The organism is Campylobacter concisus (genome assembly GCF_902460715.1).
GTDB classification, from domain to species: Bacteria; Campylobacterota; Campylobacteria; order Campylobacterales; family Campylobacteraceae; genus Campylobacter_A; species Campylobacter_A concisus_AK.
This window is the reverse complement of record NZ_CABPUX010000002.1, coordinates 5304-21045: the sequence shown is the minus strand read 5'-3', so window position 1 is coordinate 21045 and position 15742 is coordinate 5304. Positions and strand designations below refer to the sequence as shown.

Annotated in this window: 17 protein-coding genes and 1 tRNA gene; 8 read left to right on the top strand and 10 right to left on the bottom strand. The window is 41.3% G+C overall.

Features of this window, described 5'->3' with window-relative positions; genetic code table 11:
- The first annotated feature begins 524 nt into the window (after positions 1-524).
- Positions 525-1037 (top strand): chemotaxis protein, encoded by a 513-nt coding sequence (locus F3G91_RS05920; RefSeq protein ID WP_149701008.1) that lies wholly within the window; start codon positions 525-527, stop codon positions 1035-1037.
- Here F3G91_RS05920 and F3G91_RS05915 read toward each other — a convergent pair.
- From F3G91_RS05915 to F3G91_RS05895, 5 genes are all read right to left on the bottom strand, one after another.
- Positions 1034-2608: a Na+/H+ antiporter gene (locus F3G91_RS05915; protein WP_149701007.1), complete on the bottom strand. Its 1575-nt coding sequence runs from the start codon at positions 2606-2608 to the stop codon at positions 1034-1036. The two genes, F3G91_RS05920 and F3G91_RS05915, sit on opposite strands and share 4 nt — an antisense overlap.
- Before the next feature lie 58 nt (positions 2609-2666).
- A tRNA-Ser gene (locus F3G91_RS05910) sits at positions 2667-2754 on the bottom strand.
- A gap of 43 nt (positions 2755-2797) precedes the next feature.
- Positions 2798-3277, bottom strand: coding sequence for a GNAT family N-acetyltransferase (locus tag F3G91_RS05905; protein ID WP_223227854.1), 480 nt, complete (start codon positions 3275-3277; stop codon positions 2798-2800).
- Positions 3278-3282: 5 nt separating this feature from the next.
- Positions 3283-4086 carry a M48 family metallopeptidase gene (locus F3G91_RS05900; RefSeq protein ID WP_002941664.1) on the bottom strand — a complete coding sequence of 268 codons (804 nt, stop codon included), beginning with the start codon at positions 4084-4086 and terminating at the stop codon, positions 3283-3285.
- Positions 4087-4850: 764 nt separating this feature from the next.
- Positions 4851-5819, bottom strand: coding sequence for a putative transporter (locus F3G91_RS05895; RefSeq protein WP_103645479.1), 969 nt, complete (start codon positions 5817-5819; stop codon positions 4851-4853).
- Between the two features lie 109 nt (positions 5820-5928).
- On the opposite strand from F3G91_RS05895, the gene F3G91_RS05890 reads away from it, so the two are divergent.
- On the top strand, positions 5929-6375 hold the full coding sequence (locus F3G91_RS05890; RefSeq protein WP_021090169.1) for a DUF411 domain-containing protein: 447 nt from the start codon (positions 5929-5931) through the stop codon (positions 6373-6375).
- A gap of 39 nt (positions 6376-6414) precedes the next feature.
- On the opposite strand, the gene F3G91_RS05885 is transcribed toward F3G91_RS05890, so the two are convergent.
- A complete protein-coding gene (locus F3G91_RS05885; protein WP_149701005.1) occupies positions 6415-7728 on the bottom strand; it encodes a sodium-dependent transporter in 1314 nt (437 codons plus the stop codon).
- A gap of 170 nt (positions 7729-7898) precedes the next feature.
- Here F3G91_RS05885 and F3G91_RS05880 point away from each other — a divergent pair, with 170 nt between their 5' ends.
- Positions 7899-9239 (top strand): hemolysin family protein, encoded by a 1341-nt coding sequence (locus F3G91_RS05880; RefSeq protein ID WP_021086551.1) that lies wholly within the window; start codon positions 7899-7901, stop codon positions 9237-9239.
- 427 nt (positions 9240-9666) lie between these two features.
- Here the strand turns inward: F3G91_RS05880 and F3G91_RS05875 are convergent, their stop codons facing one another.
- From F3G91_RS05875 to F3G91_RS05865, 3 genes are read right to left on the bottom strand one after another with little or no spacing between them, the layout of a single operon-like run.
- On the bottom strand, positions 9667-10338 hold the full coding sequence (locus F3G91_RS05875; RefSeq protein WP_149701004.1) for a sugar transporter: 672 nt from the start codon (positions 10336-10338) through the stop codon (positions 9667-9669).
- A 9-nt stretch (positions 10339-10347) separates the two neighbouring features.
- The gene (locus F3G91_RS05870; RefSeq protein WP_149701003.1) at positions 10348-11238 is read right to left on the bottom strand and encodes a DUF3137 domain-containing protein; all 891 of its coding nucleotides are present in this window, start codon (positions 11236-11238) and stop codon (positions 10348-10350) included.
- A gap of 10 nt (positions 11239-11248) precedes the next feature.
- Positions 11249-11812, bottom strand: a complete 564-nt coding sequence (locus F3G91_RS05865) for a LemA family protein (RefSeq protein WP_149701002.1) — start codon at positions 11810-11812, stop codon at positions 11249-11251.
- A gap of 158 nt (positions 11813-11970) precedes the next feature.
- Between F3G91_RS05865 and F3G91_RS05860 the strand changes: the two genes are divergently transcribed.
- The 3 genes from F3G91_RS05860 to F3G91_RS05850 are packed head-to-tail and all read left to right on the top strand — an operon-like array spanning position 11971 to position 13969.
- Complete coding sequence (locus F3G91_RS05860; RefSeq protein WP_009295312.1) at positions 11971-12816, top strand: fumarate hydratase; 846 nt, start codon at positions 11971-11973, stop codon at positions 12814-12816.
- 9 nt (positions 12817-12825) lie between these two features.
- Entirely contained in the window at positions 12826-13386 is a 561-nt protein-coding gene (locus F3G91_RS05855; RefSeq protein WP_021092611.1) for a Fe-S-containing hydro-lyase, read from the top strand.
- Positions 13387-13429: 43 nt separating this feature from the next.
- On the top strand, positions 13430-13969 hold the full coding sequence (locus F3G91_RS05850) for an L-cystine-binding protein TcyA (RefSeq protein WP_149701001.1): 540 nt from the start codon (positions 13430-13432) through the stop codon (positions 13967-13969).
- Here F3G91_RS05850 and cheQ read toward each other — a convergent pair.
- Positions 13947-14420, bottom strand: coding sequence for a cheVAW transcriptional regulator CheQ (gene cheQ, locus F3G91_RS05845; RefSeq protein WP_103631197.1), 474 nt, complete (start codon positions 14418-14420; stop codon positions 13947-13949). The two genes, F3G91_RS05850 and cheQ, sit on opposite strands and share 23 nt — an antisense overlap.
- A gap of 94 nt (positions 14421-14514) precedes the next feature.
- On the opposite strand from cheQ, the gene F3G91_RS05840 reads away from it, so the two are divergent.
- Positions 14515-14889, top strand: coding sequence for a RidA family protein (locus F3G91_RS05840; protein WP_149701000.1), 375 nt, complete (start codon positions 14515-14517; stop codon positions 14887-14889).
- An 86-nt stretch (positions 14890-14975) separates the two neighbouring features.
- On the top strand, positions 14976-15742 hold a 767-nt coding region (locus F3G91_RS05835), incomplete at its 3' end, for a retention module-containing protein (RefSeq protein ID WP_149701327.1).

Here is a 15742-nt window from a genome sequence, read left to right as displayed (position 1 = left end):
TCGCAAGAATTGACTACTAAAATTTGGCTTCGCTTACAGCTTAGCTCAAATTTTAGAGCCGAAATTACTCGTTCATGAAATTTTAAAATTTGTCCGAGTTTTTAAGCGCATTTAGCGAGATACCTTTTTACGTCGCTAAATTAAACATTACAAACCATGTTTAATAGTAATAAAAATGAAATTTCAAATGTGATTTTTGCTTTCACACAAAGCATATATTTTTACCTTTCTAAAAGAGAAATTTCTTTAGAAAATGCCTAAATATCGTGATTTACTTTAGTATTACTCAGAATTTCTTTTTTATTAACTAAAAATTTCATTAAAATTTATATTTAAATAATAACATTTCATCGTCCTAAACGGACCCTCCTTTTTGTAGCGGTTAAGACTTTGCTTCCCCCTTTTCTGGCTTTTCCGCTTACACAAAGAGGAGTTGTTTCTTTTAAATATACAAAGTCTTATTTCATACCCTTCATTTTTTGCATAGTAGGTGTATAATTTCAAAAAAAAATAAGGAATTTGCATTGCTAAAAGTAGAAGTGATATATAAATTTTGTCTTGTTTGCGCTCTTGCTTGTGGGATCTGTCTGCTTGCATTTACTGGGCTAAATTTCGCCATGGGTGATTATAGTGAGTGGATGATGAGCGCGCACAAATTTGCAGGAGCTTTGATCGTTTGTGCTGTGATCTTGCACCTTTTTAACCGCAGAAGAAAGCTAGTAAAGCTCATAAATGAGATGATCGATGTCGCCACGCACCGCAAAAATCCAACGATCTGCAACATGGACCGCATCATCGCCTCGCTTGAGCCTTACACTATCAGTGAAATTTCACGCATGCTTGGCTTTGACGAGACTGAGTTTTGCAAGAGTTTGCGCGAAAATGATGTTAAATTTAATAGTCCCAGCCAGACTTTGCGTCAGATCGCACGCATGAACGATGAGAAGATATTTTTCGTACTCGTTCTCATCGTCGAAGCCAAATTTGGTAAGAGATTTTGCGGCGCGGTAAGCTGCAGCGTCGGGAGAAAATTTTAGTACTCGCTATGCTCCTGCCACCTTCGCTCCTCAAGGTCGATGTGATACAAAAAGATCCTGATGATCTCTTCGTCGATTTTTGGGTCTTTGTTTAGCTCACGAAGCGCCTTTCGCTGCTCATTTAGGATCTCAAAATAGGTCTGCCTGACCTCGTCGCTGATCTCGAAATTTTCATTTGAAAGCTCGAAATTCCAAACTTCTTTGAGTTTTTGGAACAAGAAATTCTCCTCATTGCAAAATTTCTCGCTTTGAAATTTAAGCGAAGCCTCGGCAAGTGCCTTTTTTATCTTGATCCTTGCAAGCTCATTTGGCATGTGGTCGTTAAAGTCTGGAAATTTGACACTTTTTATAAGTAGCGGCAGAGTTAGTCCCTGAACTACGAGCGTTAGCAAGATAACGACAAATGTTATAAACAAGATGAGATCTCTATGCGGAAACGGCTCGCTACCAGCCATGGCGGGGATAGAGAGTGCCGTAGCTAGCGAGACTACGCCCCTCATGCCCGCCCAACCGACGATCAATGGTGCGGCTTTGCCAGGGTTGCGATCGTCCGCCACGCTGATAAAGCGCTTCATAAACATCGTGATATAAACAGCGCCATAAGAGGCCATGAGGCGGATAACGATGAGCACGGCAGTGACCAAAACGCCGTAAGAGACCGCCTCAAAGAGCGAGACGCCGCTACGCTTTAGCCCTGCTAAAATTTCAGGCAGATCAAGGCCGATCATGGTAAAGGCAAGGCCGTTTAGTAAGAAAATAAGGTTGTACCAAACGGGGAAAGCGTGGATCCTTGTTGAAGCGGTTAAAATTTCGTTTCGTTTTGTCGAGAGGTAAAGTCCGCCGCAAACTACCGCCAAAACGCCGCTCGCGCCAAGCTCCTCAGCTAAAATATACATAACATAAGGCGTCGTGATCGTCATGATCGTATCGCTGTTCTCATCGGTTGGCAAGGTCTTATGCAAAAAGTAGGCTACTAATGCCACCACAAGACCGACCAAAACACCGCCAGCCACCATCCAGACAAAGCTTGCAGCCGCCTTGTACCAGATAAACTGCCCAGTTGTCACTGCCACTGCGGCAAAGCGAAAGATGATGAGCGATGATGCGTCATTTAAAAGGCTCTCGCCTTCTAAAATAGCGCTGATCCTGCGCGGGGCTTTGACAAATTTAAGGATAGCTGCCGTGCTCACCGCGTCTGGTGGCGAGACGATGGCGCCAAGCATGAAGCCAAGGGCGAGCGAGAAGCCAGGGATCACTAAATTTGCTATCAAAGCAACTGCTGCTGCGCTTATGAAAACCACGATAAAGGCGAAACTGCCGATCGTACGGCGCCATTTATAGAGCTCTTTTAGTGAGTTTGCCCACGCAGCCTCATAAAGAAGTGGCGGTAAAAATATGATGAAAATAAGCTCTGGATCGATCCTGATGGTGGGTAAATTTGGCACAAAGCTAATGGCAAGACCGCCCAAAACTAAAAGCACCGGATAGGCTACTTTTAGGCTGTTTGAGACCATCACCAAAGCGATGATGATAGCTAGCAGTGCAAAAAATAGCATTAGGTGTTCGATCATTTTGATCCTTTAAATTTCTTTTTGTATTGGGGCAATAGAATAAATTTTGTCAAATTTATGGCGGGCAGAGAGAGATTCGAACTCTCGGTGAGTTGCCCCACACACGCGTTCCAGGCGTGCTCCTTAAACCGCTCGGACATCTACCCAAGAAGAAGGTGATTATATCTTCATTTGCTTAATGCTTGGCTTTTAGAGCTTTAACCCCAAGATAACGACATCTTTATACTCGCCATCCATTAGGCAAACGCCAGGCAGTTCGCCCCATTTTTTAAAGCCAAATTTCAAAAACAGCCCAAGGCTCGCTTCGTTTTTGCTAAAGATTAGTGCGATGATGTTTTTTAAATTTAGCCCTCTAGCTTCATTTAGGCTGTGGGCTAAAAGCTGCTTGCCGATGCCCTTTTTAAGGGCTTTTTTAGCGACATAGATGCTTATCTCTACGCTTATATCGTAAGCGATCTTGGGACTAAAGTCACTTAGCGAGCAGTAGCCTAAAATTTCATCATTTTCTTTGTAGATAAAGATAGGGCGCGAGCCGCCGTGGGCGTTAAACCAAGGCTCTCGCTCCTTTGTGCTAACTGGCCGCATATCAGCAGTCGCAGTTCTTTCTAAGATGTATTCGTTATAAATTTGCGTGATCGCTTCAAGGTCGCTTAAATTTGCTCGCTCGATTAAGCCTAACCTTTTTTGGCTGCTTGATATACTGGCTCAAGCTTTGCTGCGACCTCTTTTAGATCCTTGATCCTGCTCTCGTTTGATGGGTGAGTGCTTAAGATTTCAGGTATTTTACCGACATTCATCTTGCTCATCTTGACCCAAACTTCGACCGCCTCTTTTGGATCATATCCAGCTCTTGCCATTAGCTCAGTGCCGATACGATCGGCCTCGGTCTCGTGTGAGCGAGAAAATGGCATTGAGATGGTGTATTGCGTGGCTAAGCCTAATGCACTTGCTCCAAGATCGCCAAGACCAGCAACAGTTGCTACCGCAAGGATGCCAATGCCTGTTAGCTGGTCAGTGCTAGCTTGCTCTCTGCCGTGCTCTCTAAGTGCGTGGGCGATCTCGTGACCCATGACCGCTGCTAGCTGTGCATCTGTCAAATTTAGCTTTTTAATAATACCGCTATAAACGACGATCCTGCCGCCTGGCATGCACCAAGCATTTAGCGTATCTTCGTTGATGACATTTACTTGCCACTTCCATTTTAAGGCGTCCTCTCTAAAAACGCCAGTTTGCGCGATCAGCCTTTTTGCGATATCTTGAACCCTTTTTGTGAGGATCGGATCGACATTTAGCTCGCCCTTGCTTCTAGCAGCTGTGAGCGTCTTGACATAAGCTTGAGCCGAGCTTTGCTCCATCGCTTCAGAAGATACTAGCATGAACTGCTTGCGATCTGCGCCCACGACGCCTGACTTTGTGACGCTCGTGCAGCCTGTGATAAGCATGCTAGCTGTTAATAACGTAAGTAAAATTTTTTTCATTTTCATCCTTTTTGGATTAAAATTTGGCGTATTATAGCCTGAGTTGGATATGCATTGTTAAACGAGGGGTGAAATTTAAATTTAGGGCTGGTTTTATTTTTTACAAATTTTAAAACTTCATTCACTCGCAAGAATTGACTACTAAAATTACTCGCTCATGAAATTTTAAAATTTGTTATAAACTCCTTTGGCATAAAACGCATGCGGTACGATAGTGCTATCGCATGTCACTTCTAACGTGCGAGGGGTTTTTACTTCGACTTCGTCTCGTAACTGCGAGCAGACGGGGGATTTAAAAAGGGGGATAATGGGACGGCTTTGCTTCGCTAGCTCGCAACTGCAAGCAGACCGTAATTCAAGTCCTCTTGTCACCCTTTTGAATAAAAAGAAATTTACAAATTTAATCAAGCTATTCTTACAAATTTTAAAATTCCATTCACTCGCAAGAATTGACTACTAAAATTTGGCTTCGCTTACAGCTTAGCTCAAATTTTAGAGCCGAAATTACTCGTTCATGAAATTTTAAAATTTGCTTGACACTTATTTGACTTGATAAAACAAATTTGCAAATTTTAAAACTTTACTCACTCGCCTTAGCAGACTACTAAATTTAGGTCTCGTAACCACTCGCCACTAAATTTAGAGCCGTGATATGCTCGCTTGTAAATTTTAAAATTTGCCTGACACTTGCCTGACGATAAAGCGCATGTTGTGTGTTGCTTGATTTATGTCCGCATAAATTAAAAATTTAAATGATTTAACCCCTACGCTTTATAGTCTATATTTCTCTCAAATTCTCTCAAACGCTTATTGACCGATCTTAGCTCCGTTATCGTCGTCCAGTTATCGATAAAGACGCTAAAACTCTCTCTGACCTGCGAGAAAGCGTTGCTAGCTTGGATCAAAACACCAAGCGTGATGACACCGCTAAATAGGCCATTTCCCATGATGATGTAAGGCACGATGACTAAAATTTGCGAAAACGAGATGAGCCAAAGATTGAAGTAGCCGTAGTGCAAAAATAGCTTGTAGTAGTTTAGCTTCACCCCTGTAAAAAGCTCTAGCATGACGTTTGGCTGGCAAAATTTGAGCTTATCATCCTCGCCATAAACTAGCTCTTTTCTAAAGGCCGCCTCTGCTTTTTGGTTGTTATACTCAAGGTGTGGTAGCTTTATGCCTACAAACCACGATACGATGAGGCCTCCGATGCTAATTAGCAGTGCGATATAAACTAGCGAGCCATTGATATCTTTGATGTAAGGTAGGCTCACGCTCTTGCTTAGCTCCCAAAGCACCGGTATAAAGGCGATGAGCGTCATAAATGCCTTTAAAACCTGCACGCCAAGGCTCTCCATGATCTTAGCAAAGCGGTAGACATCCTCTTGGATACGCTGCGAGCTACCCTCGATGTCATTTTGGCAGTTTCGCCAAAATTTGAGGTATTTAAAGGTCATCGCCTCCCTCCAGCGAAAGACCCAGTGGCTCGCAAAGAACGATATCACCGTGTAGGTCACGACGTAAGGCATGGCGATCTTTATGAAATTTAATATCTCGCGCCAAAACTCATCTACTTTGTGATCTTTTGAGTTTTGCACGATGTCGTAGAAATTTTTATACCACTCGTTGATGCGGACGTTTAGGTGCGTTTGATAGACAAGCAGCAAGATGATAAATATCGCTCCGCCGTAAGCCCAAAGCGCCCATTTTTTGTCTTTGAAGAATGATGAAAACATAAAGTGCCTTTTGTAAATTTTGGCAATTATAGCAGGCAAGGTTTAAGCATTTATATAAAATTTAAACCCAAACTATATCATTTTGCAAATTTTAACGTAAAGGAAAATGATGAAGAAATTTGCATTTTTAGCTCTTAGTCTTTGTGCGACATTGGCGCTTGCGGCCGATATGAAGGTCTATAAAAGCCCAACTTGTGGTTGTTGTGGCAACTGGGCCAATGCTATGCAAAAGGCTGGCTTTAGCGAAGAGACCATAAAAGTAGATGACATGGTCAAGGTCAAAAAAGAATTTCATGTGCCACTAGAGCTTTCAAGCTGCCACACAGCTATCGTTGATGGCTACGTTATCGAGGGTCACGTGCCAGCTGATGAGGTCAAGCGCCTGCTTGAGCTTAAACCAAAAGATGTCGTTGGTATCGCAGTGCCTGGCATGCCCATGGAGAGTCAGGGTATGGAGCAAGGCGGCAAAGCCGAGCAATATGACGTCATACTCTTTAAAAAAGATGGCTCGCAAGAGGTCTTTGCTACTTATATCGGCTCTAAAAAGCTAAAATAACTTCAAATTTTGACTTAGCTCGTCTTTTGATGGGCTAAGTTAAAAAGAAATTCCCTTGCTAATGGCGATAATGCAGAGCAAAAAGGCTATTGGCACATAGATAAATTTACCTACAAAATACCAAAATGAGCCGTAAGTTTTATTTGCTCCTGAATTTACCTCGTCTAAAATTTCTTCTTTTTTAATGATCCAAAACCAAGATATTGCGCCGATGACTGCGCCGATTGGGATGATGTAGATAGAGACAAAGTCCATCCAAGGCCCCCAGCTACTAATAGGTTCCATAAACGCTCCAACCCCAAAACAAACTACACAAAGCAGCGCAAGCACCCAAAATCTGCTAAGGCGCGGGAATTTATGCATAAGCGACTCAGCCACGACCTCAAACATATTTTGAAGTGAGGTGATACCGCCAAAGATGACTGCGGTAAATAGTATGATCGCAAAAATTTGACCGCCGATCATATTTTGTAAAATTTTAGGAAGCGTTACGAAAAGTAGCTTTGGACCCTCAGCTGGATCCATAGCGTAGGCAAAGACCGCTGGGATCATGACAAGTGCTGCAACAAGCGCTGCAAGCGTATCAAAAAATGCCGTAGTTTTGGCGCTTTCTACGATGTCTTCATCCTTTGAAAGGTATGCTCCATAAACTATCATGCCAGAACCCGTGATAGAGAGAGAAAAAAAGGCTTGACCCATCGCAGTGACCCACACCATCGGATCTTCAAGCTTGCTAAAATCAGGGATAAATAGAAATTTATATCCCTCAAGTGCGTTTGGAAGCATCGCGACATTTATAGCCAAAATGGCAAATAGCACGAAAAATAGCGGCATCATTATTTTATTAGTCTTTTCGATGCTTTTTGCTCCAAAAAATAGCGTAAGAAGCGTGCCAATAATGACTATGAAGTGATAGGGCAAGACTGAGTACTCATGAAGCGCAAATGAGTTAAACCAAACATTTGTATCAACACTCATAAATGAGCCAGTAAGCGCCTGAGTAAGGGCCTTTAGCACGTAAGCGATGATGACAGCGTAGCCGATGGCTATGCAAAGTGAGCCAGCAAGTGGAAGCCAGCCGATGATACTGCCGATGACGCCTAAATTTCTACTTTTCCAAGCAAATTTATATGATCCTAGCGTACCAGTCTTTGCTCGCCTGCCGATCGCATACTCAGCGCTTAAGCCAACGTAAGAAAAAAGTGCCACAAAAAAGATGTAGATGAGTAAAAATGCTCCACCACCATTTGTGCCAAGCTTGTAAGGAAAGCCCCAAACATTTGCCATACCAACGGCTGAACCAACTGAGGCTAGTATAAACGCCCAGCGTGATGAAAAATTCTTTTTGCTCATTGTAAAATCCATAAATTTAGTGATGAAAATAATGTTACCAAAATATGATTTAAGAACTTTTTATAAATCTTAAATTTAAGAAACGTTGTTACTTTTGGGCGTGGCTAATTTGACCGCTAAATATAAATTCGCTATAATCAGCCAAAATTTTTAACTCTTAAGGATCATAATTGTACCCCAGTAGCGATAACTCGCTTTTAATGGTAATACTTGCCATTATATTCATTTTACTAAACGCATTTTTTGTTTTGTCGGAATTTTCCCTTGTCAAGGTTCGCAAGTCTAGGCTTGAAGAGCTTATCAAAGAGAAAAAGCCAAACGCCCAGCTTGCCTTTGAGATGTCAAACAAGCTTGATACCTATCTTAGCGCCACTCAGCTTGGCATCACGCTAAGCTCACTCGCCCTTGGTTGGATCGGTGAGCCAGCAGTCGCAAGGCTCATAGAAGCCCCACTTAAAAATGTTTTTAATCTTAGCGATATCTTAGTTCATACAGTCGGCTTTGCGATCGCATTTACTCTTATCACGCTGCTTCACGTCGTTATGGGCGAGCTTGTACCAAAGTCAGTCGCCATAGCCAAATCAGAATCAGCAGTGCTTAAAATCGCTCGTCCGCTTCACTTTTTCTGGATACTTTTCTCGCCTATCATAAAGCTTTTTGATATCCTAGCTACATCTGGACTTAAAATTTTAGGTATCCAGCCAGCAAAAGAGAATGAGCTAGCGCACTCTGAAGAGGAGATCAAGATCATCGTTGGCGAGAGCTTAAAGGGTGGCGTACTTGATAGTTTTGAGACTGAGCTTATCAAAAATGCAGTTGATTTTAGTGACACGGTCGCAAAAGAGGTTATGACGCCAAGACGTGACATGATCTGTATAAACAAACAAAAGAGCTTTGAAGAGAATTTACAAGTCGTTTTTGAGTCAAAATATACTCGCTATCCTTATATAGACGGCTCAAAAGATATCATTTTGGGCATGATACACATTAGAGATATCTTACAGCTACACTTTAGCGAGGATAAAGAGAAGAGTTTTGACGCTATCGTGCGTAAATTTGTCATCGTGCCTGAGAGCCTTTCTATATCAAAGGTGCTTGTGATGATGAATAAGGAGCAAATTTCAGCGGCACTTGTCGTTGATGAGTACGGCGGCACGGCTGGACTTCTTACGATGGAGGACATCATGGAGGAGGTGCTTGGCGACTTTAACGACGAGCACGACGAGGTTGATCAACACTACAAAAAGATAAATGAAAACATCTATGAATTCCAAGGCAGATACGATCTAGAGAGCGTTGAGGAGCTTCTTGGCATAAGCTTTGATGAAGAGACCGATCAAGTCACTATCGGCGGATATGTCTTTAACCTTATCGGTCGTTTGCCAGTAGTTGGGGATAAGATCGAGGATGAAAACTGCTACTACGAAGTGAGAAAGATGGATGGAGCTAGCATCTCACGTGTAAAAGTTAGAAAAAAGATAAAAGAAGAAGAGGAGCCTGCTCAGGCTTAGTTTATAAATTTAATGGCTTTTTGAGCCATTAAATTTAACCTCACATAATAAAAAATAGGGAAAATTTAAGTGGCATCGCGCTTTTTAAAAACTCTAAGCCATCAAATTTAGCTTTTAAAACCACAAAATTTAAAGTGGTACTACCTTTTTAAATAGATCTCTAAAACGTTAGCACCGCTTTTTTGTAAATTTGGTTATAAATTTTAAAATGGCTTGCTAGTTTTAAATTTATTAGCTTCTTGCAAAAGTAGCCGAGTAATATTGCTTGTGATATTTAAATTTACTAAAGTTTATTAGCCTTGGCGGGGAGATTTGATGTCACGAAATTTCGTCATTATCGCGCTTATCTAGGCTGCAACAAGAGAGCCAAATTTCTTTTGTTAAATTTTAAAATGCCTCTTAATAGCTCTTTTATAGCTAAATTTGCTTATCTATTTTTATGTGTAAATTTATCTTGATAAAAGCGTGCTAGATCTTTGCCGTGCTTTAATGCTAGCTCGTAGTAGGGCGCGTCTTGGTCCTCGCCTATCATCTCATATATCTTTTTGCGAAGCTCTGGCAAAAGGCGAAGATCGCTATAGTCTATATTCTTTTTATACGCTGACAAACCTTGTAAGAGCAGGGCATTTGAGTAGTTTATGCCGCCAGTTTTAGTGCCAGTAATGTTAAATTCATTCTCATATTGCGCGCGAGTTAAGCCAGTTGGTATGCTAAGCTCTCCCCTCTCTAGGCAAATTTTATCATTGCTACTGATGAGATACTCTGGAAATTCTAGCTCTTTGTAGTTGATATCTTCGTGATCATAATAGACCCACTTTATAGCGTCTTTATTTTTGCGGTTGAAACTGCTTTTGTAGATGAAGCTTCCTGGGATGATAAATTCACGGCTTTTTAGCACTGGCGTATCTGCTATATCTTTATAAACAGCAACCAAGTAGCAGTCACTAAAAAAATCAAGCGGCCAAAGAAGCCCCTCATTCGCTCGCTTTACAAAACGGTTCATGATATCAGCTAAGATCTTGCCAAAGAAAAATTTCTTGTAGTAGTCATTATAGACGTAAAATATGTCGCCTTCTTTGAGCTTTGTCTTATCTGGCATTTTATAAATTTAGCTCTTCCAGATGTTTTTATTTAGCTCCAGATCGCGCATGATCTGCGAAAAGTCACTGATGCTAGAGATGTAGTTTTGCACGCTCTCGTTGCTGTTTATTGGCTTTTTAAGATCAGGCTCAAAGCTATCCTTTCTAAGGTCGATCGCGATGAAAATTTCATTTTTTAAAAACACTGCCGAGAGTGGGGCATTAAATTTAGTTCTTAGAGTGGTTAAATTTTCCATCAGCTTTGGCGTCAGAGCATATCTTGCAGCGATCTGATCGGTCGTGTAGGTCTTAAAAAGCTCATTAAATTTAGGATTATCCATCGTCGCTAGCTCGCCCTCGCTTCTTAGATCAGATGTTCGCTTCTTATCACAGACATAGATCGTGGCGTTTAGCTCTTTTTTAAACTCAGCCTTTAGCAAAATTCCTTGAAATTTTACCGTTGTAGTGGTGCGTTTCTCACCTTTTACCTCTTTTGCTGCATAAAAATCGCAAAGCTTAAACTGCGTGTTATCGATCTGTCCGTAGATCATATCTTCTGCGTAGTGTCTATTTACATCGGCGTCATAAATTTTTAAAAAATCGTTCAAACTTAGTCCGCCATTTGCGCTGAAATTTAGACCATAGTTTTTTACGATGACGCCAACTACTTTTTGTTTAAATTTTGCTATAAGCTCGTTTTTTAGCCCATTTATCGTCTTGCCAAGATAAAAAACTCCGCCGATTAGCAAAAAGAAAAATAAATTTCCAAGGTGCAGTGATGCCAAAAAACCACTTATAACTATGATGCCAAGAAAGCCATAAACGATCATTTTAAAGGCTTTTTGCCCCATAGCAAGACGCTCTTTTTCAAGCTCGTCAAGGTCGCTTAGATCGATGCCCTTTAGTTCGTCTGCTTGCATTTTTTATGCCTTATTTTTTAAAAAGATCACCGACGTTTGGAGCAACTGCTTCATTTTCAGGGATATCAAAAAACACATCTTTGTGAAAGCCAAACATTGAAGCTACTATGTTTGAAGGAAACATCTGCGTGGCGTTGTTGTAAATTTCAACAGCTGAGTTGTAAGCACGTCTGGCAGCTGAAATTTGCTCTTCAATCTCGTTTAAAGTGCTTTGAATTTGAAGTAAATTTTGATTTGCTTTTAGATCAGGATAGTTTTCTACGCTCACTCTTAAGCCATTTAACAAGCCTGAAATTTTGTTATTTAGCTCAAATTTCTCCTCATTTGTTGATGCACTTCTAGCACTCTCTCTAAGGGCAGTGATGTTTTCTAGCAAGCCCTTTTCATGCACCATGTACTCTTTTGCAGTGGCTACTAAATTTGGTATGAGGTCATATCTTCTTTTTAGCTGCGCGTCAATACCAGCCTCCACGCTTTTTACTTGGTTTTGCTTTGCAACAAGTGAGTTGTAAAGGCTGATGAAAAAGACAAAAATGACTGCGATAACAAGTATCACGATGACTAACGAATTCATAACTTTTCCTTTGAAATTTAAGTTTGTTGTAGTTTATCCAAAGTTGCTTAAGAGTATTTAAACACCGAGGTTGGGTGATTAAATTTAATATTATAATTTAATCTTAAATTTTACATATAATTTATATAATTAAAAATTGTTTTTTACGAGGAGGATAAATGAGAACGGTAAACGTAAAAGATATAAAAGAGACTGTTGCAAAGCTTTGCAAACAAGCCTGTTACGTCGTTACACCAGATCTAAAGGCTGCTTTTACAAAAGCTCAAACCACTGAGAGCTCATCTCTAGGTAAAGATATCTTGGGTAAAATTTTGCAAAATGCCAAGCTAGCAGAAGAGGGCGTTGCGCCTATTTGTCAAGATACAGGTATGACGGTTGTCTTTGTAGAGATCGGTCAAGACGTGCATATAGAAGGCGGATATATCGAAGATGCGATAAATGAGGGCGTTGCGAAGGGCTATACTGAGGGCTATCTTAGAAAATCAGTCGTTGCTGAGCCGCTTTTTGAGAGAAAAAACACTACAAACAACACCCCAGCCGTCATCCACACTAGGATCGTCCCAGGCGATAAGCTAAAGATAAAAGTCGCTCCAAAGGGCTTTGGTAGTGAGAACAAATCAATACTAAAAATGCTTGTGCCAGCTGATGGCATAGAGGGCGTTAAAAAGGTATTTTTAGAGGCTGTAAAATACGCTGGACCAAACGCTTGCCCTCCAATGACGATAGGCGTTGGCATAGGTGGCACTATGGATAAAGCAGCACTTCTAGCTAAACAAGCTGCAGTTCGTCCAGTAGATAGCAAAAACGCCGATGCAAGATATGCAAAACTTGAAGATGAGCTTCTTGAACTTGCTAGTAAAACAGGCGTCGGTCCTCAAGGACTTGGCGGCGATACAACTGCTATAAAAGTAAATGTCGAGTGGTATCCAACTCACATCGCAGGCCTACCAGTAGCCATAAATATCAACTGCCACGCTGCACGCCACGCAGACGCCGAGCTTTAAGGAGATAACATGTCAGAAGTCAAAAGAATAACAGCACCATTTGATAAAGAGGTGGTAAAAAGCCTAAAAGCAGGCGACAATGTCCTAATCTCAGGCACTATCATCGCAGCTCGTGACGCCGCTCACAAGGCGCTAACAGAGGCTCTAGCACGTGGCGAGAAGCTACCAGTTGAGCTAAAGGGCGAGACTATCTACTATGTCGGACCAACACCAGCTAAGCCAAACCAAGCTATCGGCGCAGCAGGCCCAACAACAAGCGGTAGAATGGACAAATACACACCAACTATGATCAATGAAGTTGGCATAAATGGCATGATCGGTAAAGGCTATCGAAACGACGCCGTAGTCGAGGCTATGAAAAAATCATGCTGTGTTTATATGGTCGCTATCGGCGGTATTGGAGCGGTCATTAGCCAAAGTATCAAAAAATACGAAGTCTTGGCATATCCAGAGCTAGGACCAGAGGCAGTTGCAAGACTCACAGTAGAGGACTTCCCAGCGATAGTCGCTATCGACTGCGAGGGCAATAACTTCTACGAAGTCGGTCAAGCGCCTTATAAAAAGATCTAAATTTGATCCGCTAGCAGCCTAAGCTAGCGGAATTTCTCCCAAAATGAAAACTTTTTGCAACGATCAAGCAAAGCCACTACTTAAATTTTTTACGAGCACCAAAAGTGAGATTAGAAATTTAAGGCTAAAGCAAATTCTGAACGAGGGCTTTATCTCAAAGCCACAAGGGATATTTTTAAAAAGCGCCATAAGAAAAAGGCAGAAATTTGAAGAAAATAAGACGCAAAATGAGTGGTCGCTAAATGAGATAGTGGTCTTTGAAAGCGAGTATGAGAGCCCTGAAGAGTATTTTAGCGATGTGGGGTCGTTTGTTGTGAAATTAGCTGATAAATTTAGAACAAGTGGCATTAGCGAGGAGTTGGTCTTTGCGGTTTCGTTTCAGGCGCTGCAGTTTATCACGCTGGATAGGGACGAGTTTAAATTTATCTACGAGGACTACGACGAGAGCACAAACTCCGCTCACATTAAAATTTACGCCAAAAGAGAAAACGACGAAATTTTACTATATAAAGATAGGATAGGGGGCTACAAAACTGAGGCGCTGATCGTTTACGAGGTGGCTAGTAGTAGCCAAGACACATAGTTTCAGTTAGTTTTATGCGCTTTTCAAAGGGCGCTGGCGAGAAAAATTTGCACTTTTCGATGTAAATCCTATACGAGTAGTTAAGCTCGAAATCATCATAAAATTTCTTTAAATTTAAAAATTTGATACCGCAAATTTCATGAAATTCAAAAAGCTCATAAATTTTAGAGCCATTTTTGGCGACAAGGTGCGAAGGGGCAAGCGAGGTAAATGAGCAAAAAACGCCAGTTGGCACAAGACCATTTAATGGCGTGCAAGCCTCTAGTGCGCTTTTAAATTTCTCTGGGACGCTCTTTTTTCTAAGAAAAACGATGCGTGAGTTTTCAAATTTAGCGCTGATCGCATTTTTCCAAAAAAGATAGGCATTTGATGAGATACCGGCGTTTTTGGCAAGCTGAGCACCAAGCACGTAGTCATCTAAAAATTCGTTTGGTGCAAGGGTTATTTGCATCTTTGTCCTTTTGAAATTTTGCTCATTATAGCCTTTGGTGCCTAAAAATTTAGAAATTTATAGTAGGATTTTGCCAAAATTTAAAGGAGAAGATATGAAAAAACAAATTTCAACAAAAAACGCTCCACAAGCGATCGGACCATACTCTCAGGCGATTAGCGCGAATGGATTTTTATTTATCTCAGGTCAGCTTGGCGTCACACCAGCAGGTGAGTTTGCAGGCAGCAATGTAGAGGCTCAAGTGCATCAGTCACTTACAAATTTGCAAAACATTTTGGCTGAGGCTGGACTTAGTTTTGATAATGTCGTAAAGACTACGATCTTTTTAGCAGATATGGCAGATTTTGCTAAAGTAAATGTCACATACGCTAAATTTTTCAAAGAGCCATATCCAGCTAGAAGCACGGTAGCTGTGAAGACTTTGCCAAAAGATGCACTTGTAGAAATTGAGGTTATCGCAGCACAATAATGTCACAACTGTACCCAAGTACAATATACAAAGAGGATTAAAATGTCTTAAAATTACGTAAAATTTATTTTACGATAAGGATAGACATGCAAACTCAAGTAGGAGTAATCAAACAAATCTCAGGCTTAGTGGTAGCTGTAGATCAAAGTGGCGTTAGCCGCGTTTTAAAAGTTGGCGACGCTTTATATCTTGGGGAGGTTGTAAAGACCTCTTCAGCTTCTTCTAAAGCCGTAGTTTCAATGGACAATGGCAAAGATGTCACCATCTTGGGTGATGAGTCGTTAAAGCTTGACGAAAATGTAGCCGCAGGAGAAAAACCAAATACCGTAGCAGATGTTAGTGACTTGCAAAAAGCGTTGTTAAACGGCGAGGATCTAACAAAACTAGAGGAGACTGCCGCTGGTGGTAACGCAGCCGCAGCTGGTGGTGGAGATGGCGTTAGCCTTGGTGCAGCGTCGTTTGATGAGGGTGGTCACTACTCAAATATCAATGAAAATTTCCGCTCTATAGGTGATCTAAACAGCGCAAGAGGTGCTGAGAGGATAGGCGGCGTAAGCGGCGCAGCCGATAATGCTGGTGGTGAGGCAGCAACAATTAATCCAGATCTTACAAGAATTCCAAACAAACCATCTAAGATAGAATTCCCAGAAGATAAAAACCATGATGGCAAAATTTCTGATGATGAAAACACCAATGGTGACAATGACCATGGTAAGACAACTGTAGATGTTACAGTTCCAACAGATGGCAGTGTAAAACCAGGTGATAAAGTAATCATTAAAGATGAGAATGGAAATAAAGTAGGTGAGAAAGAGATCACTAAAGAAGATCTTGATAATGGTGGTAAGGTAAG

What these genes read in the sequence shown, in the direction of transcription:
- F3G91_RS05915 (WP_149701007.1), bottom strand. Translation starts at nt 2,608, where the DNA reads ATGATCGAACACCTAATGCTATTTTTTGCACTGCTAGCTATCATCATC.
- F3G91_RS05900 (WP_002941664.1), bottom strand. Translation starts at nt 4,086, where the DNA reads ATGAAAAAAATTTTACTTACGTTATTAACAGCTAGCATGCTTATCACA.
- F3G91_RS05895 (WP_103645479.1), bottom strand. Translation starts at nt 5,819, where the DNA reads ATGTTTTCATCATTCTTCAAAGACAAAAAATGGGCGCTTTGGGCTTAC.
- F3G91_RS05890 (WP_021090169.1), top strand. Translation starts at nt 5,929, where the DNA reads ATGAAGAAATTTGCATTTTTAGCTCTTAGTCTTTGTGCGACATTGGCG.
- F3G91_RS05885 (WP_149701005.1), bottom strand. Translation starts at nt 7,728, where the DNA reads ATGAGCAAAAAGAATTTTTCATCACGCTGGGCGTTTATACTAGCCTCA.
- F3G91_RS05875 (WP_149701004.1), bottom strand. Translation starts at nt 10,338, where the DNA reads ATGCCAGATAAGACAAAGCTCAAAGAAGGCGACATATTTTACGTCTAT.
- F3G91_RS05870 (WP_149701003.1), bottom strand. Translation starts at nt 11,238, where the DNA reads ATGCAAGCAGACGAACTAAAGGGCATCGATCTAAGCGACCTTGACGAG.
- F3G91_RS05865 (WP_149701002.1), bottom strand. Translation starts at nt 11,812, where the DNA reads ATGAATTCGTTAGTCATCGTGATACTTGTTATCGCAGTCATTTTTGTC.
- F3G91_RS05860 (WP_009295312.1), top strand. Translation starts at nt 11,971, where the DNA reads ATGAGAACGGTAAACGTAAAAGATATAAAAGAGACTGTTGCAAAGCTT.
- F3G91_RS05855 (WP_021092611.1), top strand. Translation starts at nt 12,826, where the DNA reads ATGTCAGAAGTCAAAAGAATAACAGCACCATTTGATAAAGAGGTGGTA.
- F3G91_RS05850 (WP_149701001.1), top strand. Translation starts at nt 13,430, where the DNA reads ATGAAAACTTTTTGCAACGATCAAGCAAAGCCACTACTTAAATTTTTT.
- cheQ (WP_103631197.1), bottom strand. Translation starts at nt 14,420, where the DNA reads ATGCAAATAACCCTTGCACCAAACGAATTTTTAGATGACTACGTGCTT.
- F3G91_RS05840 (WP_149701000.1), top strand. Translation starts at nt 14,515, where the DNA reads ATGAAAAAACAAATTTCAACAAAAAACGCTCCACAAGCGATCGGACCA.